This window comes from Falsiroseomonas sp. E2-1-a20 (assembly GCF_051433195.1).
Taxonomy (GTDB): domain Bacteria; phylum Pseudomonadota; class Alphaproteobacteria; order Acetobacterales; family Acetobacteraceae; genus Falsiroseomonas.
On record NZ_JBHMFT010000016.1, the window covers coordinates 17,791 to 36,322 of the forward strand.

Below are 18,532 nucleotides of genomic sequence, written 5' to 3' on the forward strand. Positions count from 1 at the left end.
GCTTGTTGACGAGAAAGGCTCGGCACCATGGCCGTTCCGAAGAGAAAAGTATCGCCCTCCCGCCGCGGCATGCGTCGAAGCCATGAGGCTTTGACTGCGTCCGCGCACATCGAATGCTCGAACTGCGGCGAGGCCAAGCGGCCCCACCACATCTGCTCGCATTGCGGCCATTACAATGGCCGTGAGGTGATGGCGGCCGACAAGGCCAAGGGCGTCGTCCGCGTCTGACCTGCACCAGGGGGCAACCGCGCATGCGGCAAGGTCTCTGAGCGTGGCAGGAAAGATCCTGGCGGGTCGAGGCTCCCCGGCTCAAGGCTCTGGCGAATTCGCCCTGGCGATCGACGCCATGGGCGGCGACCACGCGCCGGAATCGGTGCTGGATGGCCTGGAACTGGCTGCGGAACGTCATCCGCAGGCTCGTTTCCTGCTGTGCGGCGACGAGGTGCGGGTGGGCGCGCTGCTGGCACGCCTGCCGCGCGCGGCCAAGGCGTGCAGCCTGCGCCATGCGCCGGAATCGATTCCGGGCGACATGAAGCCGACGGCCGCCTTGCGCGTCCGTGGGTCCTCCATGCGCGTGGCCATCGATGCCGTGGCGCAGGGCGAGGCCTCCGGCGTCGTCTCCGCCGGCAATACCGGCGCGCTGATGGCGCTGGCCAAGATCGTGGTGAAGACGCTGCCGGAAATCGATCGGCCCGCGCTGGCCGCCATCGGGCCTTCCGCGCGCGGCGACGTGGTCATGCTCGACCTCGGCGCCAACCTGCAATGCGACGCGCGCAACCTGGTGGAGTTCGCCATCATGGGCGATGCCTTCGCCCGCGCGGTGCTCGGCCTGACCAATCCAACGCTCGGCCTGCTGAATGTCGGGTCGGAGGAGCTGAAGGGCGACGAGCGGGTGCGCCTGGCGGCGGAAACGCTGCGGGACAGCCATATCGGCGCCAATTTCCGCGGCTTCGTCGAAGGCCACGACATCGCGGCCGGCACCGTGGATGTGATCGTGACCGATGGCTTCACCGGCAACGTCGCCCTGAAGACCGGGGAGGGGGCGCTGAAGCTGATGCGCGACCTGCTGCGCCAGGTCTTCACCAGCAGCGTGCCGGCCCGCATGGGCTACCTTCTGGCCCGCCCGGCGCTGGACCGGTTGCGCGAATGGATGGACCCGCGGCGCTACAACGGCGCGGTGCTCATCGGCCTGAACGGCGTGGTGGTGAAAAGCCATGGCGGCACGGATGCCGTGGGCTTCGCCCATGCCGTCGACGTCGCGATGGACATGGTGACCCACCGCTTCAACGATCGCATCCGGGAAGGCCTGGCGCTGTTGCCGAGCCAGACCCCGCGGCTTGCCGCCACACCGCGCTGAGGCTTTTGGCAATGGCAGATGGAAGCGCGATTCGCGGCGTGATTGCCGGCACAGGGGGCTATCTGCCTTCCCGCGCCGTCTCCAACGATGAACTCGCGGCGGAAAAGGGCCTCGACACCACCGATTCCTGGATCGTCGAGCGCACCGGAATCCGCCAGCGCCACTTCGCCGCCGAGGGCGAGACCGCCTCCGACATGGGCCTTGCCGCCTGCCGCGCCGCGCTGGCGCAGGCTGGGGCCACCGAATCCGAGGTCGACGCGGTGATCGTCGCGACGGCGACGCCGGACAGCGCCTTCCCCTCCACGGCCTCCAGGATCCAGGGCGCGCTCGGCGTCACGCGCGGCTTCGCCTTCGACATCTCCGCCGCCTGCACCGGCTTCATCTACGCCCTGTCCATCGCCGATGCGATGCTGCGCACCGGCCAGGCGCGCGGCGTGCTGGTGGTGGGGACGGAGGTCTACTCCCGAATCCTGGACTGGTCCGACCGCGGCACCTGCGTGCTGTTCGGCGACGGCGCCGGCGCGGTGTTCCTGCGGGTGGCCCGGGATGATGAGGCGGCGCGCGGCCTGCTCTCCACCCACCTGCACTCGGACGGACGGCATGGCGACATCCTGGCGGTGAATGGCGGCGCCGGATCCACCGGCGGCACCGGCGTGGTGACGATGGCGGGGCGGGAGGTGTTCAAGCACGCCGTCACCAAGCTGGCCTCCGCGGTGGACGAGGCGCTGGCGGCGAATGGCCTGGGCCACGACGACGTCGCCTGGCTGGTGCCGCACCAGGCCAATATCCGCATCATCGAGGCGATGGGCCGCAAGCTGCATCTCGGCCTCGACCGCGTGGTGGTGACGGTGGACCGCCACGCCAACACCTCCGCCGCCTCCATCCCGCTGGCCCTGGCGGAGGCGACGCGCGACGGCCGCATCAAGCCGGGCGACCTGGTGCTGATGGAAGCCATCGGCGGCGGCCTGACCTGGGGCGCCGCGTTGGCGCGGTTCTGAGGCTTTCTAGCGGCTTGGCGGCAAAGCCTGACAAGCCGTCGCAGGGCGTCCGGGCGGTTCTCGATACCCGAGGTTGACGGCCGTCCCGGATACCGGCTTTGTTGTGACTTGAAGGGGTTGCAGGGACCTGTTCGGGCATGACGACGATCACGCGGGCCAATCTGGCGGAAGCCATCTATGCGCAGGTCGGCCTCTCGCGGAACGAGAGTGCCGAATTGCTGGAAACGGTGCTGGAGCGCATGTCGGCGGCGCTGGAGGCGGGGGAGCCGGTGAAGATCTCCGCCTTCGGCTCCTTCGTGGTGCGGCAGAAGGGCAAGCGGGTCGGCCGCAACCCGAAGACCGGGGTCGAGGTACCGATCCAGCCCCGCAAGGTCCTGGCCTTCCGGCCCTCCCACGTCCTCAAGGCCCGGCTCAACCCGGGCCAGGCCATCGCGCGCACGGCCGATGACGAATCATGAGTGAGGAGGGGCCGGAGGCGGAGGCCGCGCGCAACCGCCCGCGCAAGGCCCCGACCGCCTTCCGCACCATCAGCGAGGTGGCGGACGATTTGCAGATTCCGCAGCACGTCCTGCGGTTCTGGGAGACCAAGTTCCCGCAGTTGAAGCCGCTGAAGCGCGGCGGCGGCCGGCGCTATTATCGGCCCGAGGACATCGCGCTGCTGAAGCGCATCTCGGACCTGCTCTACACCCAGGGCTACACCATCAAGGGCGTGCAGCGGTTGCTGCGCGAGGGCGGGATTGAGGAAGGCGGCGCGCCGGAACTGCCGCTCGGCGAGATCGAGGAGCCGGAGGCGCCGGAGCCGCTGCGCGACGCGCTGGATGCGCTGGAGCGTCTCGCGCATGAATTGCGGGCCCTGGCGGCGCGCGGCTGAATCGGGTCGCGGGGGTTGGCGGCGGCGGCGCCAGGATGCTATGGCCACCGCAGTCGGAGCGTAGCGCAGTCTGGTAGCGCATCAGTCTGGGGGACTGGGGGTCGTGGGTTCGAATCCCGCCGCTCCGACCATTCGATGATCTCCCGTCATCAATCCACAGCTCCTGGCCAAGCAACCGTGAACACGGGTTTATTGTGTGCGGGTGGTGACGGTGTTACGGCCTTCCCATGATGTGCAACGCGCCGCCCTGACGCCCTGAATCAAGCGCCCCTTCGGGGGCCGCTGGATCCGGGTGTCCCGCATAGGTCTCAACGGGCCGCCTCTGCCTCCACCACGCCTGGTCGCGTGACGGGTGCCATCGCGCCCGCGACCGGCAGTGCTCCGGAGCACCATCATGCCCGTTGCCTGTTGCGCGCCATCCCGGCGCATCCTCCGCAGGATTCTGCCCACCTCCGCCACCTTCCGGCGACGATACGGCCGCCGGCGCGGCGACCCTCCGCCCCTCAGCAGCATCACCGGCTTCCCGGGCACCCTGCCCGAACCGCACCGATCCTGCACGTCAACGAGGAGGTGACATGGGAACTCCCCTGCATCATTTGCGCCGCGCCGCCATCCGTACGCTCCAGGCCACCGGGCTGAACGACGTGGCTTCCCGGGTCTATTACCGCCACTTCCACGGCTTCCGGTCCGCCAGCCCCGGGCTGGACGAGGGCTTTGCCGCCATCTTCGCCGAGGCGGCACGACGTGGCAGCCTTGCCGGGGCGGACTACGCCGAGTTCGGGGTCTTCAAGGGCTACAGCTTCTGGCTGGCGCAGAAGCTGGCGGCGGAGCATGGCTTCCGGCCCCGCTGCTTCGGCTTCGACAGCTTCGAGGGCCTGCCGGAAATCCGCGGCATCGACCGCACCGGACATGGCGAGTTCCGCAAGGGCCAATACGCCTGTTCCCTCGACGTGGTCCGCCGGAACCTGGAGTCCGCCGGCGTCGACTGGCGGCGCACGCACCTCGTGAAGGGCTATTTTGAGCGGACGCTGACCGCCGAGTTGGTCGAGCGGCACGCGATCCGCCGCATCGGCGTCGCCATGATCGACTGCGACCTCTACGACTCGACGGTGACGGCGCTCGCCTGGCTCGGGCCGCTCATCGGTGACGGCACCATCCTCATCATGGATGACTGGAACTGCTTCAACGCGGATGACGAGCGCGGCCAGCGCCGGGCCACGCGGGAATTTCTTGCCGCGCGGCCGCGTCTCCGACTCGAATCGATCGTGACCTACGGGCTGAATTCCGAGGCATTCGTGGTGCGGGAGGCGCAGCGGGCGACGTTGGCTGATGCCGACAGACAGTGGGCAACGGTGGAGTAGCCGCCGCCGTCAGCGCCGCGGCCGCGCCAGCTCGGCCAGGACCGCGGCGCTGGTACCGATCAGCATCAGGATCGCCATGGGCTGCGCGGTGCCGGCCGTCAGCGCGCCGACCAGCGCCGCCCCCAGCGCCGCCAGGCCGAATTGCAGCGTGCCGAGCAGGGCGGAGGCGCTGCCCGCGCGCACCGCATGCCGCGCCAGGGCACCGACCGCGGCATTGGGGAAGACCAGCCCGGTGCAGGCCAGCGCCACGCAGGCCGGCAGGTACAGCCCCATGAAGCCGCCCAACCCGGTGAAGGCGGAGGCCGCCAGGACCAGCACGGAGGCCAGCGCCAGCAGCAGCGCGAAGCGCGGCACCCGGTCCCCGAAAAGGCCAAGCAGCCAGGGGTTCAACTGGGTCGCGCCGATGAAGCCGGTGGCGCTGAGCGCGAACAGCAGGCCGAATTGCGCAGGCGCAATGCCGAACTGCTCGATATAGACCTCCGGCGCGCCGGCGATGAAGGCGAAGACCATGAACATGGCCGCCCCGCCCATCACCGCATTGGTCAGGAAGCCGCGCTCCGCCGCGATGCGGCCGAAATCGCCGAGGAGGGTCATGGGTGAACGCCGCAGGCGGCGCTCCGGCGGCAGCGTTTCCGGCAGCAGCCACCAGGCCAGCAGGCAGGACGCGCCGCCATAGGCGGCCGCGACCCAGAAGATGGCGCGCCAGCCGCTGGCCTCGAGCAGCAGCCCGCCGAGGCTCGGCGCCAGGATCGGTGCCGCGCCCATCACCAGCATCAGCCGCGACATCAGCCGCGCGGCGTCGAGGCCGGTCGCCAGGTCGCGCACCATGGCGCGGGGGATGACGGCGCTGGCGGCGCCGCCGAAGGCCGCGATGCAGCGGCAGGCGGAGAGCATCGCCATGTCGGTGGCCAGCGCGCAGCCGATCGAGGCCAATGTATAGACCGCCGTGCCGATGATCAGCGGCCGCCGCCGCCCGAGCCGGTCCGCCAGCGTGCCCTGCACCAGCTGGCCCACCGCCAGGCCCAGGAACCAGGCGGACAGCGTCGCCTGCACGCCGCCCCAGCCGCGGCCGAGTTCCGCCTCGATGGCGGGGAAGGCCGGCAGGTACATGTCGGTGGACAGCGGGCCGACGGCGGCGAGGAAGCCGAGCAGCAGGGGAAGCCAGCGGGGCATGCAGGGCCTTGCGGTATACTGGTGCAGCTTGCCCGGCTGCACGCCCGCACGCCAACGCCGAATGCCGGACGCGGACATGCGAAGGAGATGGGTTGCCCGCGCCGGTCCGCCGCGCGCTAGGCTGCGTCCCGCACCAGGGGGAACGCCAAGAAGATGCCGCGCCGGATCATCGACCTGTCGATCGCGCTGGACAATGACGTGGTGCAGGACCCGCCGGGCTACGGGCCCGCCATCGAGTATCGCGGCCACAAGGATTCGGCCGGGGAGCTGGTCGCCTTCTTCCCCGGCATCACGGTGGACCAGCTTCCGGACGGGGAGGGGTGGGCGATGGAGTGGATCCGCCTGTCCACCCACAACGGCACCCACCTGGACGCGCCCTGGCACTATGCCAGCACCATGGATGGTGGCGCCCGCGCCCTGACGATCGACGAGGTGCCGCTCGACTGGTGCATCGGCCCAGGCGTCCGGCTGGACTTTTCCGAGTTTGCCGACGGGCATGTGGTGACGTCGGCGGAGGTCGAGGCGGCGCTGGCCGCCATCGGCCACACGCTGCAACCTGGCGACATCGTGCTGGCGCATACCTCGGCCGGCGCCTGCTACGGGCGGCCGGACTACGTGGCGCGCGGCTGCGGCTTCGGGCGGGAGGCGACGCTGTGGCTGACGGCCCGCGGCGTGCGCATCGTCGGCACCGATGGCTGGTCCTGGGACGCGCCCTTCGTCCACACCAAGGCGCGCGTGGCCGCCACCGGCGATGCCGGCCTGATCTGGGAAGGCCACAAGGCGGGGCGGGAGGCCGGGTACTGCCAGATCGAGAAGCTGACCAACCTCGACAAGCTGCCGGGTACCGGGTTCACCGTGTCCTGCCTGCCGGTGAAGATCAAGGCGGCCTCCGGCGGCTGGTGCCGGGCGGTGGCGATCCTGGAGGAGTAGGTTTCGCGCCGCTTGCGCTGGACAAACCGCGCGGCGGCGTCAAGTCTTGCGGCAATCACAAGCGGCCGAAGGCCGGACGTCCAGGGAGTTTTCCGAAGCGGTGAAACCAGCCCCCTTCGCCTATGCGCGCGCGGCCAGCCTGGCCGAGGTGTTCGACGTGCTGGAACGGCATGGCGACGCGGTGCGGCTGCTCGCCGGCGGGCAGAGCCTGGTCGCGGCGCTGAACCTGCGGCTGGCGAGCCCGGACCTGCTGCTCGACATCAACGGGGTGGCAGCGCTGCGGGGGGTGACCTTCGCCGATGGCGTGCTGCGCATCGGCGCGCTGACGCGGCATGCGGAACTGGGGGCCGACAAGCTGGTGGCCCGGCACGCCCCGCTGCTGGCGCAGGCGGTGCCGCACATCGCCCATGCGGCGATCCGCACACGCGGCACCATCGGAGGCTCCCTCGCTCTCGCCGACCCGGCGAGCGAGTTGCCGGCCTGCGCCCTGGCGCTGGAGGCGGTGCTGGTGCTGGCGAGCCGGGACGGGGAACGGCGCGTCGCGGCGCGGGACTTCTTCCAGGGGCTTTACCAGACGGCGCTGCGGCCGGCGGAAGTGCTGGCGGCGGTCGAGGTGCCGAGCCATGCCGGGCTGCGCTGCACGGTGCAGGAACTGGCCCGGCGGCATGGCGACTACGCCATCGTCGGGCTGGCGGCGCAGCGCGGCAGCGACGGCGTGCGCCTGGCCTGGTTCGGGGTCGGCGCGACTCCGCTGCGCACCCCTCGGGCCGAGGCCGCGCTGGCCGGCGGCGACGTGGCGGCGGCGCAGGCCGCGGTCGCGGAGGAGATCGACCCGCCAGAGGATCTGCACGGACCGCCGGCGTTGCGACGGCATCTGGCGCGGGTGCTGCTCGGCCGTGCCGCAGGACTGCTCGCATGAAGATGGATTTGTCGCTGACGGTGAATGGCGAGGCGGTCTCGGCCCGCGTCGAGCCGCGCATGCACCTGGTGGATTTCCTGCGCGAGGAACTGGACCTCACCGGCAGCCATGCCGGCTGCGAACACGGCGTCTGCGGCGCGTGTTCCCTGATCGTGAACGGGGAGATGGTGCGCGGCTGCCTGATGCTGGCGGTGCAGGCCGAGGGTGCCGAGGTCTGGACCGTCGAGGGCCTCACGGAGACCGGCGCCATCAAGGCGTTGCAGGACGCCTTCGTGGCGCGCAACGCGCTGCAATGCGGCTTCTGCACGCCGGGGATGCTGGTTGCCGCCGCGACGCTGCTGAAGGCCAAACCGCGGCCGACGCGGGAGGAAATCCGCGAGGGCATCAGCGGCAACTACTGCCGCTGCACCGGCTACCACGCCATCGTCGACGCGATTGAACAGGCCTCCCGCGCATGAACGATTTGTCGGCGGTGGATCGCCCGAACTCCTACATCGGTCGCAGCGTGCCGCGGCCGAATGCGAGGCGGCTGGTCGCGGGGCGCGGCAGCTACGTCGACGACCTGCGGCTGCCGCGCATGGTGCATGTGGCCTTCCTGCGCAGCCCGCACGCGCATGCGCGCATCCTGGCCATCGACAGCGCCGCGGCGAAGGCTTCGCCCGGCGTGGTGCGCGTGGTCACGGGTGCGGAGATGGCCGAAATCTGCACCCCCTGGGTCGGCGTGCTGCACCACCTCAAGGGGCTGAAATCCGCACCACAGCATGCGCTGGCGGTGGACCGTGCCTGCTGGCAGGGCGAGCCCGTCGTCGCCGTCGTCGCACGCACGCGGGCGGAGGCGGAGGATGCGGTCGGCCTCGTCGAGGTGACCTGGCAGGAACTGCCGGCGGCCGTGGACATGGAGGTGGCGCTGGCGCCGGGCGCGGCGGTGATCCACCCGGAGCTCGGCGACAACCTGGCGTTCCAGCGCGAGCATGTCGGCGGCGAGCCGGAGGCCTGCTTCGCCGATCCGGACAGCATCGTCGTGCAGGCCACCTTCCATACCGGCCGGCACACCGGCGTCTGCCTGGAAGGCCGCGCGATCCTGGCCGACTGGAACCCGTCGGAGGGGCGCCTGACGGCGTACCATTCCAATCAGGCGCCGCACATGATGCAGACGGTGTTCGCGAAGCACCTTGGCCTGCGCGAGGGCGATGTGCGCGTGATCTGCCGCGACGTCGGCGGCAGCTACGGCATCAAGGTGCATGTCTACCCGGACGAGATGGCGACGGCGGCGCTGTCGAAGATGCTGGGCCGGCCGGTGAAGTTCGCCGCCGACCGGATCGAGGGCATGGTCTCCGACATCCACGCCCGCGACCACCGCATCACCGCGCGTGCGGCGGTGACGAAGGACGGCACGATCACCGCGATGGAGATCGACGACCTGACCGGCATCGGACCGTATTCGGTCTATCCGCGCACCTCGGCGGTCGAGGGCAACCAGGTGGTGAACCTGACCGGCGGGCCCTACGCGCTGCGCGGCTACAAGGCGCGCACCAGCGTGGTGTTCCAGAACAAGACGCCGACCTGCCAGTACCGCGCCGTGGGCCATCCGATCGCGACGGCGGTGACGGAAGGGCTTGTTGACCTCGCGGCGGAGGCCGTCGGCCTGGACCCGGCCGAGATCCGGCGCCGCAACCTGATCGCCGATGACGCCTATCCCTTCAGGAACCTGGCGAACCTGTCCTTCGAAGGCCTGTCGCATCACGCCTGCCTGGCGAAGCTGCTGGCGATGATGGACTACGAGGCTCTGCGCGCGGAACGCGACGCGCTGCGCGCCAAGGGCGTGTATCGCGGCATCGGGCTCGCCAGCTTCATCGAGCTGACGAACCCCTCGCCCTTCATGTACGGCGTCGGCGGCGCGCGGATTTCCGCGATGGATGGCGCGACGGTGCGGCTCGACCCGGACGGCAGCGTCGCCGTGTCCTCCGGCGTGACGGAACAGGGCCAGGGGACGGAGGGCATGCTGGCGCAGATCACCGCCAGCGCGGTCGGCGTCGACATCTCCCGCGTCCGCGTCACCACCGGCGATACCGAGACGACGCCCTATGGCGGCGGCACCTGGGCCAGCCGCGGCGCCGGTATCGGCGGGGAGGCGGCGTTGCAGGCGGGCACCGCGCTGCGCGCGCAGATCCTGTTGATCGCCGGCGCCATGCTGCAGGCGGCGCCGGAGACGCTCGACGTGCGCGCCGGCGTCGTGGTGGACCGTGCGACGGGGGCGGAAAGGCTGCCGCTGGAAGAACTCGGCCGCATCGTCTATTTCCGCGGCGACACGCTGCCGAAGGACCTGCCGCGGGAACTGGTGGCGACGCGCCACTACACGCCGAAAGAATACCCCTTCTGCTTCACCAACGGCGCGCAGGCCAGCTACCTGGAGGTCGACGTCGACACGGGTTTCGTGAAGCTGCTCGGGCATTGGTGCGTCGAGGATTGCGGCACCATCATCAACCCGATGCTGGTGGATGAGCAGATCCGCGGCGGCGTGGTGCAGGGCCTCGGCGGCGCACTGCTGGAACACTGCGTCTATTCGCCGGAAGGCCAGTTGCTGACCGGATCGCTGGCCGACTACCTGCTGCCGATGGCGGGCGAGATGCCGGACATCGCGGTGGGCCATGTCGAAACGCCGACGCGCGAATCCGCACTCGGCGCCAAGGGCGCCGGCGAGGCCGGGACGGCGGGTGCGCCGGCCGCGGTGCAGAACGCCATCAACGACGCGCTGCGGCCCTTCGGCGCGCGCGTCTTCGCGCAACCCTTCACACCCGCGCGCATCCTCGGCGCGCTCGGCAAGATCTAGTCAGGGAGAAACGAACATGACGAACTGGACCCGCCGGGCGCTGCTCGGCACCGCCGCCGCCGCGCCGCTGGCCGCACCTTCCGTGCTGGCGGCACAGACGCAGATCAACATCACCATCGCGGCGTCCCACCCCACCACCATCGCCTGGATCTGGGCGATGCAGCAGGCGCTGATGCCGACGGTGAACAAGGAGCTGGAGAACACCCGCTTCCGCATCCGCTGGCGCGAGGCGTTCGGCGGCACGCTGTACCGCTTCACGGAAACCCGCAACGCGGTGAAGGACGGCATCACCGATGTCGGCTTCGTCGGCACGCTGTGGGAGGGCAGCGCGATGCCCCTGCAGAACGTCACCTACTTCACGCCCTTCGCCACGGACAATCTGCGCCTGCAGGTCGACGTGATGGAGAAGATGCACGCCGAGATGCCGGAGATGCAGCGCGCCTGGACCGAGAACAACATGGTCTATCTCGGCAGCTGCGGCACCGAGACCTACGATCTGTGGACCACCTTCCCGATCCGCACGCTGGACGACCTGCGGAACCGCCGCATCTCGGCGCCGGGCGTGTCCGCAAGCTGGCTCGGCGGCACCGGCGCGGTGCCGGTGAATGGCGCGCTGACCACCTACTACACGGACATCCAGACCGGCGTGTCGGAAGGCGCGCTGTCCTTCCCCTCCGGCATCTTCCCGGTGCGGGTGCATGAGGTCGCGAAGTACATCACGCGGGTCAATGTCGGCTGCATGTATGTCGGCGGCATCGGCATGAACCGGCAGACCTTCAACCGGCTGGACCCGGTGGTGCAGGCGGCGTTCCGCGCCGGCGGCAAGGCCTATACCTCCGCCCTGACCAACCGCGTGCTGGAAACCAGCGAGGCGAACCTGGCCGAGATGGGGGCGAAGGGCGCCGAGATCTCCACCTTCCCGGCCGCCGAGCGGCAGCGCTGGGTCGATGGCCTGCCCGACATCGCCGGTGACTGGGCGCGCGCCAACGAAGGCCGCAACCAGCCGGCGAAGAAGGTGCTGGCCGCCTACATGGACGGCCTCCGCGCCGGCGGCGCCACGCCCGGGCGCGCCTGGACCGCCTAGTCCGGCATTCTGCGGCCAGCGTCGCCTGACGCTGGCCGAGCGGCCGAACGGCCGCCGCCGGCAGTCCGGCGAAGCCAAGCGGCCGGAGGTCGCGCCCGGCGTCTGAGGGTCGCAAAATGTCTGAGCTCGATACCGTCAGCGACGCGGCGCAGGAGGAAGCGGCGCGACCGCCGAAGGATGCCTTCGGCCTGGTGCTGTGGGTGCTGAACAGCCTCGGCACGCTGATGATCGCGGCGATGATGGTGCTGATCGTCAGTGACGTCGTCGGCCGGTCCTTCTTCAACGCGCCGCTGGATGGCGTGGCGGAGATATCCGCCAAGCTCATCGTCGCCATCGTCTTCCTGCAACTGCCAGCCGCGATCCACGCACGGCGGATGACGCGCGCCGACATGTTCCTGAATCGGCTGGAGGCGCGCAGCCCGCGCGCGGCGCAGGTGCTGGAGGCGGTGTTTGCCGGCATCGGGGTCTTCGTCTTCTGGATCATCTTCCAGGCGACGCTGCCGCAATTCCTCGATGCGTGGGAACAGAACGAGTTCTTCGGCGTGCAGGGCGTCTGGACCCTGCCGACCTGGCCGATCCGGCTTGCCATCCTGATCGGTTGCGCCGGCGCGGCGCTCGCCAGCGGGCTGCACGTCCTGGTCGGGCTGAAGCGCGCCATCACGGGGCAGCCGGCATGATCGAGATCGAGATCGGCCTGGCGCTGATCGCCATCATGGCGGGCCTGGTGCTGGCCGGCGTGCCGATCGGCATCGGCCTGGTGTTCCTGTCCTATATCGGCATCGGCCTGATCCGGGAGAACTGGGACCTGGCGGGGCGCCTGCTGGCCCTGGCTTCCTACGCCGCCATCTCGGACTACCTGTTCGCCACCATCCCGTTGTTCGTGTTGATGGGGCTGCTGGTGTCCGTCAGCGATGTCGGGCGCGACACCTTCGAGGTCGCGCAGCACCTGCTGCGGCGGCTGCGCGGCGGCCTCGGCATGGCAACCGTGTTGGCCAATGCGGTGTTCGGCGCGGTGACCGGCATCTCCATCGCCTCGGCGGCCGTGTTCACCAAGGTCGCCGTGCCGCAGATGATGCGCTTCGGCTACACGCCGCGCTTCGCGGTGGGCTGCGTCGCCGGCAGTTCGATCCTCGGCATGCTGATCCCACCCTCCCTGCTTCTCATCATCTACGGCGTGCTGGCGGAAGTCTCGATCGGCGGGCTGTTCCTGGCGGGGATCGTGCCCGGCCTGGTGATGGCGGCGGGCTTCATGCTGATGATCTGGCTGATGGCGACTTTCCGGCCGGACTGGGTGCAGCCCGTCGGCGCCAACGTGGCCCCGCCGACGGAGGAGACCACGGCCAGCCTGCTGGCCAAGTCCGTGCCGATCACCACGCTGATCGGCCTGGTGCTCGGCGGCCTCTACACCGGCTTCTTCACCCCGACCGAGGCGGGCGCAGTCGGGGCCTTCGGCGCCCTGGTCATCGCGGTCGTCCGGCGCCGGCTGAGCCTGGCGAAGTTCTGGCGCATCCTGGTGGAGACGGGGTTCGTCTCGGTCGGCATCCTGTTCCTGCTGATCGCGGCCAGCATGTATTCACGGATGCTGACCATGGCCGGCATCCCGGCCTCCATCGCCGATCTGATCCAGGCGATGGGCCTCGGGGTCTATGGCTTCCTGCTGGTCTATATTCTTTTCGTCCTGCTGCTCGGCATGATCGTCGACAGTTCCTCCATCCTGCTGATCGTCACGCCGATCGCGGCGCCCATCGCCATGGCGTTCAACCTGGATTTGATCCACTTCGGCATCATCACGGTGATCGCGGTGGAGGTCGGGCTGCTGACACCGCCCTTTGGCATCGGCGCCTTCGCGGTGAAGGCGACACTCAACGACCGGCGAATCGGATTGGAAACGATCTTTGCCGGTTGCGTTCCGTTCATCGGCGTGATGCTGGCCGTCCTGGCCCTGATCGTGGCCTTTCCAGGCCTTTCGCTGGTTTTCGTGGGCTAGGGCTGCCTCCCATTCGGGCAAGGCATCGGCACCCTTGCGTCCGTCGCGCGCAGCCTTCATGAATGCGGCGAAAGCGCATCGGCCATGCGCCAGGGGCAGGGCGCCCCGGTGACGGGGCCGCTCGCGCGACAACGAACAATTGGGGGCGTCCGCGAGTGGTCGATTCGATCCTCGAGACAGAGGGGCTGACGAAGGAGTTCCGCGGTTTCGCCGCGGTCAGCGACGTGCGGCTGGAGGTCAAGCGTGGCAGCATCCACGGCCTGATCGGCCCGAACGGCGCCGGCAAGACCACCTGCTTCAACCTGCTGACCAAGTTCCTGCCGCCGACGCGGGGTACCATCCGCTACGATGGCCGCGACATCACCGGCATGAAGCCGGCAGAGGTCGCCCGCCTCGGCCTGGTCCGATCCTTCCAGATCTCGGCCGTGTTCCCCAACCTGACGGTGCTGGAGAATGTGCGGCTCGCCCTGCAGCGCCAGCGAGGCGGGTCCTTCGACTTCTGGCGGGGCGAGAGCCTGCTGAAGCAGTACGACGACCGCGCCATGGCGCTGCTGGAGGATGTCGGGCTCACCGGCTATGCGCGCTATTCGGCCGGCCAGTTGCCCTATGGCCGCAAGCGGGCGCTGGAGATCGCGACGACGCTGGCGCTCGACCCCGTGATGCTGCTGCTGGACGAACCCACCGCGGGCATGACGCATGAGGATGTGGACCGCATCGTGGCGCTGGTGAAGCGCGTCGCGCAGGGCCGCACCGTGCTGCTGGTGGAACACAATCTGAAGGTCGTGGAAGGCCTGTGCGATACCATCACCGTGCTGACCCGCGGTCGCGTCCTGGCGCAGGGCGACTATGCCAGCGTGTCCCGCAACCCCGAGGTCCAGGCGGCCTATCTCGGCACCGATCCTGGCATCGCCGGAGGCACAACACATGTCTGAAGCGCAGGTCATGAACCGGGCGACGTCGGGGCAGGGGCACCTGATGCTGGAGGTCCGCGACCTCGAGGCCTGGTACGGCGAAAGCCATGTTCTGCACGGCGTGTCGCTCGACATCCACCAGGGGGAGGTGGTGACGCTGCTGGGCCGCAACGGCGCCGGCAAGACCTCCACCCTGCGGTCCATGATGGGCCTGGTGGGCCGGCGTTCGGGCAGCATCAAGTTCGAGGGGCAGGAGACCATCGGCCTGCGCTCCGACCTTATCGCCCGCGCCGGCATCGCCTATTGCCCGGAGGAGCGCGGCATCTTCGCGAGCCTCGACGTGACCGAGAACCTGATGCTGCCGCCGGTGATCGCGCCCGGCGGCCTGGGGCTCGATGAAATCTACACCCTGTTCCCGAACCTGAAGGAACGCGCCCGCAGCCCGGGCACGAAGCTTTCGGGCGGCGAGCAGCAGATGCTGGCCATCGCCCGCATCCTGCGCACCGGGGCACGGCTCCTGCTGCTGGATGAGCCGTCGGAGGGTCTCGCCCCCGTCATCGTGCAGCAGATCGGCGCCATGATCCGGGAGATCAAGCAGCGCGGCTTCACCGTGCTGCTGGTGGAGCAGAACTTCCGGTTCGCGCAGACGGTGGCGGACCGGCACTACGTGATGGAACATGGCCGCATCGTGGACATGGTGCCGAACGACCAGCTTGGCGCCAGCCTCGACCGGCTGCACGAATACCTGGGCGTCTGAAGGCCCGGGCTGAACCTGCCAATCCAAGTCTGTGATCCTGGGGAGAACACGAGAATGACCATCAATCGCCGCACGCTTCTCGGCGCCGCCGCGGCCCTTCCGGCCCTCGGTGGCCTGCCCTTCCGCAGCGCCCGTGCGCAGGCGGCCAACACCATCCGCATCGGCGTGCTGAACGACCAGTCCGGCCTGTACCGCGACCTGTCCGGCCCGGGCTCGGCCCAGGCGGTGGAGATGGCGGTGAAGGAATCCGGCATCGCCGCGCGCGGCGTGACGGTGCAGGTGGTGCAGGCGGACCACCAGAACCGCCCCGATGTCGGCTCCACCGTGGTGCGGCAGTGGATCGACCGCGACGGCATCGACGTGGTGGTGGACGTGCCGACCTCCTCCGTCGCGCTCGCCGTCAACACGCTGGTGCGGGAGAAGAACAAGGTCTTCCTGAATTCCGGTGCCGCGACCTCCGACCTCACCGGCGCGCAATGCTCGCCCAACACCATCCACTGGACCTACGACACCTGGATGCTGGCCAATTCCACCGGCGGCGCCATGGTGCGGGCCGGCGGCAAGTCCTGGTTCTTCATCACCGCGGACTACGCCTTCGGCCATGCGCTGGAGCGTGACACTGGCAATTTCGTGAAGGCGCAGGGCGGCGAGGTTCTTGGCTCCGTCCGCACGCCGTTCCCCGGCACCACGGACTTCTCCTCCTACCTGCAGCAGGCGCAGCGGTCGCGCGCGCAGGTCATCGGCCTGGCGAATGCGGGCGGCGACACCATCAATTCCATCAAGCAGGCCTCCGAATTCCGCATCACCCGCGGCGGCCGGGTCAAGCTCGCCGGCCTGCTGGTGTTCGTGACCGATGTGCACGCGCTCGGCCTGGAAGTGGCGCAGGGGCTGGTGCTGTCCGAGACCTTCTACTGGAACATGAACGACAAGACGCGCGGCTTCACCGAGCGCCTGGGCGCCATGCCGGGCAACGTCAAGCCCTCCATGGTCCAGGCGGGCTGCTACGCCTCCGTCCTGCATTACCTGAAGGCGGTGGGCGACATGGGCGTGGCGGCGGCCAAGGCCTCCGGCACCGAGGCGGTGACGCGGATGAAGGCGATGCCGACCGCCGACGACTGCTTCGGCGAGGGCACCATCCGCGCCGATGGCCGCAAGCTGCACCCCTGCTACCTGTTCGAGGTGAAGCAGCCCTCCGAGAGCAGCGCGCCGTGGGACTACTACAAGCTGCTCGGCACCACCGAGGCGAACCAGGCCTTCCGCCCGATCGCCGATGGCAACTGCACGCTGGTCCGTAGCTGACCGAAAGCCCTCTCCCCCCGGTCGGGGGGAGAGGGTTGGGTGAGGGGGGCCTCGCGCCCCCCGCCGTCCTGGAACTGCCTGCAACGAAGGCCCGCGCCCGGTGATCGAAAACCTGCTGTTCGAACTCGAGATGGCCGCGCCGCAGGTGATCCTGGGCCTGGTGAACGGCGCCTTCTACGCGCTGCTCTCGCTCGGCCTCGCCATCATCTTCGGCATGCTGAACGTCATCAACTTCGCCCATGGCGCGCAGTTCATGATGGGCGCCTTCGTCGCCTGGATGCTGCTGGCCTGGGCCGGCATCCCCTATTGGGGCGCGCTGGTGCTGGCGCCGCTGATCGTCGGCGCCTTCGGCGTGGTCATCGAACGCACGATGATCGCCCGATTGTACAAGCTGGACCACCTGTACGGCCTGCTGCTGACCTTCGGCCTGGCGCTGATCATCGAAGGTGTGTTCCGCAACCAGTTCGGCTCCTCCGGCCTGCCCTACGCGCCGCCGGCGGCCTTCAATGCGCTGAACATCGATCTGCCGATCATGTTCCTGCCGGGCTACCGGGTCTGGGTCGTCATCGCCTCCCTCATAGTCTGCCTCGCCACCTGGCTGGTGATCGAGAGGACCAAGATCGGCGCCTACCTCCGCGCCGCGACGGAACGGCCGGAACTGGTGCAGGCCTTCGGCATCAACGTGCCGCGGATGATGACGCTGACCTACGGCGCGGGCGTCGCGCTGGCCGCCTTCGCCGGCGTGCTGGCGGCACCGATCTATTCGGTGAACCCGGCCATGGGGGCCAACTTCATCATCACGGTCTTCGCCGTCGTCGTCATCGGCGGCATGGGGTCCATCATGGGCTCCGTCGTCACCGGCTTCGGGCTGGGGCTGATCGAGGGCATGGCGCGGGTGTTCTACCCCGAGGCCTCCGCCACCGTCGTCTTCGTCATCATGGCAATCGTGCTGCTGACGCGGCCCGCCGGCCTGTTCGGGAGGGGCTGAGCCATGGCCGATACCACCATCGATGCCGCCGTGCCGGTGACGGCGCATGAGGAAGCCGGCTTCCTCGGCTTCACCCGGGCGCAGGCCCTGGCCTTCGGCGTGCTGGTCGCCTTCGTGCTGATCAGCCCCTTCTTCCTGTACCCCGTCTTCCTGATGAAGGTGCTGTGCTTCGCGCTGTTCGCCTGCGCCTTCAACCTGTTGATCGGCTATGTCGGGCTGCTGTCCTTCGGGCACGCCGCATTCTTCGGCATGGGCGGCTATGTCGCGGCCCATGCGGCCAAGGTCTGGGGGCTGACGCCGGAGGTCTCCATCATCGGCGGCGGGCTGGTGGGCGCGGTGCTCGGCCTGTTCATCGGCTGGCTGGCGATCCGGCGGTCCGGCATCTACTTCGCCATGATCACGCTGGCGATGGCCCAGATGGTCTACTTCTTCTGCCTCCAGGCGCCCTTCACCGGCGGCGAGGACGGCATCCAGCAGGTGCCGCGCGGCAGCCTGTTCGGCGTGATCCCGCTGGGCTCCGACTTCACCCTGTACTGGGTGGTGGCCTTCATCTTCCTGGCCGGCTTCCTGCTGGTCCACCGCGTGGTGCATTCGCCCTTCGGCCAGGTGATGAAGGCGGTGCGGGAGAATGAGCCGCGCGCCACCTCGCTCGGCTACCGGACGGACGACTACAAGCTGATGGCCTTCGTGCTGTCCGCCGCCCTGGCCGGCGTCGCCGGCGGCACCAAGGCGATCATCTTCGGCATCGCCACGCTGGTGGACGTGAACTGGACCATGTCCGGCGAGGTCGTGCTGATGACCCTCGTCGGCGGGCTCGGCACCGTGTTCGGGCCGGTGGTGGGCGCCGCCGTCATCGTCACCATGCAGAACTACCTGGCCGAATTCGGCGCCTGGGTCACGGTGATCCAGGGCGTCATCTTCGTGGCCTGCGTGCTGGCCTTCCGGCGCGGCATCGTCGGCGAAATCGGCCATCTGCTGAAGGTGAAGCTTTAGAAAGCGATCGCGTCCGTCTTCGGCGCAATGGTTCGGTAAGGCTGCCCTCATAGGATGGCGGCGCAACCGGGATT

Annotated in this window: 19 protein-coding genes and 1 tRNA gene; 19 read left to right on the top strand and 1 reads right to left on the bottom strand. The window is 69.3% G+C overall.

Annotation, left to right across the window (positions count from 1 at the left end; all coding sequences use genetic code 11):
• The first annotated feature begins 27 nt into the window (after positions 1 to 27).
• From rpmF to ACFHPP_RS18910, 7 genes are all read left to right on the top strand, one after another.
• Entirely contained in the window at positions 28 to 228 is a 201-nt protein-coding gene (gene rpmF / locus ACFHPP_RS18880; RefSeq protein ID WP_437164786.1) for a 50S ribosomal protein L32, read from the top strand.
• A gap of 43 nt (positions 229 to 271) precedes the next feature.
• Entirely contained in the window at positions 272 to 1,357 is a 1,086-nt protein-coding gene (plsX, locus tag ACFHPP_RS18885; protein WP_437164787.1) for a phosphate acyltransferase PlsX, read from the top strand.
• An 11-nt stretch (positions 1,358 to 1,368) separates the two neighbouring features.
• Positions 1,369 to 2,355: a beta-ketoacyl-ACP synthase III gene (locus ACFHPP_RS18890; protein WP_437164788.1), complete on the top strand. Its 987-nt coding sequence runs from the start codon at positions 1,369 to 1,371 to the stop codon at positions 2,353 to 2,355.
• 137 nt (positions 2,356 to 2,492) lie between these two features.
• Positions 2,493 to 2,813 (top strand): integration host factor subunit alpha, encoded by a 321-nt coding sequence (locus ACFHPP_RS18895; protein WP_437164789.1) that lies wholly within the window; start codon positions 2,493 to 2,495, stop codon positions 2,811 to 2,813.
• The gene (locus ACFHPP_RS18900) at positions 2,810 to 3,226 is read left to right on the top strand and encodes a MerR family transcriptional regulator (RefSeq protein WP_437164790.1); all 417 of its coding nucleotides are present in this window, start codon (positions 2,810 to 2,812) and stop codon (positions 3,224 to 3,226) included. The genes ACFHPP_RS18895 and ACFHPP_RS18900 overlap by 4 nt, the downstream gene beginning before the upstream one ends.
• A 54-nt stretch (positions 3,227 to 3,280) precedes the next feature.
• Positions 3,281 to 3,357 (top strand) — tRNA-Pro (locus tag ACFHPP_RS18905).
• Positions 3,358 to 3,801: 444 nt separating this feature from the next.
• Complete coding sequence (locus ACFHPP_RS18910) at positions 3,802 to 4,587, top strand: TylF/MycF/NovP-related O-methyltransferase (RefSeq protein WP_437164791.1); 786 nt, start codon at positions 3,802 to 3,804, stop codon at positions 4,585 to 4,587.
• Positions 4,588 to 4,596: 9 nt separating this feature from the next.
• Here ACFHPP_RS18910 and ACFHPP_RS18915 read toward each other — a convergent pair whose 3' ends face one another.
• The gene (locus tag ACFHPP_RS18915; protein WP_437164792.1) at positions 4,597 to 5,760 is read right to left on the bottom strand and encodes a multidrug effflux MFS transporter; all 1,164 of its coding nucleotides are present in this window, start codon (positions 5,758 to 5,760) and stop codon (positions 4,597 to 4,599) included.
• Positions 5,761 to 5,913: 153 nt separating this feature from the next.
• On the opposite strand from ACFHPP_RS18915, the gene ACFHPP_RS18920 reads away from it, so the two are divergent.
• From ACFHPP_RS18920 to ACFHPP_RS18975, 12 genes are all read left to right on the top strand, one after another.
• Entirely contained in the window at positions 5,914 to 6,690 is a 777-nt protein-coding gene (locus ACFHPP_RS18920) for a cyclase family protein (protein ID WP_437164793.1), read from the top strand.
• Positions 6,691 to 6,790: 100 nt separating this feature from the next.
• Positions 6,791 to 7,609 carry an FAD binding domain-containing protein gene (locus tag ACFHPP_RS18925; protein WP_437164794.1) on the top strand — a complete coding sequence of 273 codons (819 nt, stop codon included), beginning with the start codon at positions 6,791 to 6,793 and terminating at the stop codon, positions 7,607 to 7,609.
• Positions 7,606 to 8,067: a (2Fe-2S)-binding protein gene (locus ACFHPP_RS18930; protein ID WP_437164795.1), complete on the top strand. Its 462-nt coding sequence runs from the start codon at positions 7,606 to 7,608 to the stop codon at positions 8,065 to 8,067. Before ACFHPP_RS18925 ends, ACFHPP_RS18930 begins: the two co-directional genes overlap by 4 nt.
• Positions 8,064 to 10,439 (top strand): xanthine dehydrogenase family protein molybdopterin-binding subunit, encoded by a 2,376-nt coding sequence (locus ACFHPP_RS18935; protein WP_437164796.1) that lies wholly within the window; start codon positions 8,064 to 8,066, stop codon positions 10,437 to 10,439. The genes ACFHPP_RS18930 and ACFHPP_RS18935 overlap by 4 nt, the downstream gene beginning before the upstream one ends.
• A gap of 16 nt (positions 10,440 to 10,455) precedes the next feature.
• Positions 10,456 to 11,523, top strand: coding sequence for a C4-dicarboxylate TRAP transporter substrate-binding protein (locus tag ACFHPP_RS18940; protein ID WP_437164797.1), 1,068 nt, complete (start codon positions 10,456 to 10,458; stop codon positions 11,521 to 11,523).
• A 116-nt stretch (positions 11,524 to 11,639) separates the two neighbouring features.
• A complete protein-coding gene (locus ACFHPP_RS18945; protein ID WP_437164798.1) occupies positions 11,640 to 12,200 on the top strand; it encodes a TRAP transporter small permease subunit in 561 nt (186 codons plus the stop codon).
• Positions 12,197 to 13,510 (top strand): TRAP transporter large permease, encoded by a 1,314-nt coding sequence (locus ACFHPP_RS18950; RefSeq protein WP_437164799.1) that lies wholly within the window; start codon positions 12,197 to 12,199, stop codon positions 13,508 to 13,510. Before ACFHPP_RS18945 ends, ACFHPP_RS18950 begins: the two co-directional genes overlap by 4 nt.
• 155 nt (positions 13,511 to 13,665) lie before the next feature.
• Positions 13,666 to 14,442 (top strand): ABC transporter ATP-binding protein, encoded by a 777-nt coding sequence (locus ACFHPP_RS18955; RefSeq protein ID WP_437164800.1) that lies wholly within the window; start codon positions 13,666 to 13,668, stop codon positions 14,440 to 14,442.
• A gap of 43 nt (positions 14,443 to 14,485) precedes the next feature.
• The gene (locus tag ACFHPP_RS18960) at positions 14,486 to 15,178 is read left to right on the top strand and encodes an ABC transporter ATP-binding protein (RefSeq protein WP_437164892.1); all 693 of its coding nucleotides are present in this window, start codon (positions 14,486 to 14,488) and stop codon (positions 15,176 to 15,178) included.
• A gap of 54 nt (positions 15,179 to 15,232) precedes the next feature.
• Positions 15,233 to 16,477, top strand: a complete 1,245-nt coding sequence (locus tag ACFHPP_RS18965) for an ABC transporter substrate-binding protein (RefSeq protein WP_437164801.1) — start codon at positions 15,233 to 15,235, stop codon at positions 16,475 to 16,477.
• A 100-nt stretch (positions 16,478 to 16,577) separates the two neighbouring features.
• Positions 16,578 to 17,465 (top strand): branched-chain amino acid ABC transporter permease, encoded by an 888-nt coding sequence (locus ACFHPP_RS18970; RefSeq protein ID WP_437164802.1) that lies wholly within the window; start codon positions 16,578 to 16,580, stop codon positions 17,463 to 17,465.
• A 3-nt stretch (positions 17,466 to 17,468) separates the two neighbouring features.
• Positions 17,469 to 18,458, top strand: a complete 990-nt coding sequence (locus ACFHPP_RS18975; RefSeq protein WP_437164803.1) for a branched-chain amino acid ABC transporter permease — start codon at positions 17,469 to 17,471, stop codon at positions 18,456 to 18,458.
• The last annotated feature ends 74 nt before the right edge of the window (positions 18,459 to 18,532 follow it).

What these genes read in the sequence shown, in the direction of transcription:
- ACFHPP_RS18975 (WP_437164803.1), top strand. Translation starts at nt 17,469, where the DNA reads ATGGCCGATACCACCATCGATGCCGCCGTGCCGGTGACGGCGCATGAG.
- ACFHPP_RS18915 (WP_437164792.1), bottom strand. Translation starts at nt 5,760, where the DNA reads ATGCCCCGCTGGCTTCCCCTGCTGCTCGGCTTCCTCGCCGCCGTCGGC.
- ACFHPP_RS18950 (WP_437164799.1), top strand. Translation starts at nt 12,197, where the DNA reads ATGATCGAGATCGAGATCGGCCTGGCGCTGATCGCCATCATGGCGGGC.
- ACFHPP_RS18930 (WP_437164795.1), top strand. Translation starts at nt 7,606, where the DNA reads ATGAAGATGGATTTGTCGCTGACGGTGAATGGCGAGGCGGTCTCGGCC.
- ACFHPP_RS18965 (WP_437164801.1), top strand. Translation starts at nt 15,233, where the DNA reads ATGACCATCAATCGCCGCACGCTTCTCGGCGCCGCCGCGGCCCTTCCG.
- ACFHPP_RS18935 (WP_437164796.1), top strand. Translation starts at nt 8,064, where the DNA reads ATGAACGATTTGTCGGCGGTGGATCGCCCGAACTCCTACATCGGTCGC.
- ACFHPP_RS18895 (WP_437164789.1), top strand. Translation starts at nt 2,493, where the DNA reads ATGACGACGATCACGCGGGCCAATCTGGCGGAAGCCATCTATGCGCAG.
- ACFHPP_RS18910 (WP_437164791.1), top strand. Translation starts at nt 3,802, where the DNA reads ATGGGAACTCCCCTGCATCATTTGCGCCGCGCCGCCATCCGTACGCTC.
- rpmF (WP_437164786.1), top strand. Translation starts at nt 28, where the DNA reads ATGGCCGTTCCGAAGAGAAAAGTATCGCCCTCCCGCCGCGGCATGCGT.
- ACFHPP_RS18920 (WP_437164793.1), top strand. Translation starts at nt 5,914, where the DNA reads ATGCCGCGCCGGATCATCGACCTGTCGATCGCGCTGGACAATGACGTG.
- ACFHPP_RS18890 (WP_437164788.1), top strand. Translation starts at nt 1,369, where the DNA reads ATGGCAGATGGAAGCGCGATTCGCGGCGTGATTGCCGGCACAGGGGGC.
- ACFHPP_RS18960 (WP_437164892.1), top strand. Translation starts at nt 14,486, where the DNA reads ATGCTGGAGGTCCGCGACCTCGAGGCCTGGTACGGCGAAAGCCATGTT.
- ACFHPP_RS18940 (WP_437164797.1), top strand. Translation starts at nt 10,456, where the DNA reads ATGACGAACTGGACCCGCCGGGCGCTGCTCGGCACCGCCGCCGCCGCG.
- ACFHPP_RS18945 (WP_437164798.1), top strand. Translation starts at nt 11,640, where the DNA reads ATGTCTGAGCTCGATACCGTCAGCGACGCGGCGCAGGAGGAAGCGGCG.
- ACFHPP_RS18900 (WP_437164790.1), top strand. Translation starts at nt 2,810, where the DNA reads ATGAGTGAGGAGGGGCCGGAGGCGGAGGCCGCGCGCAACCGCCCGCGC.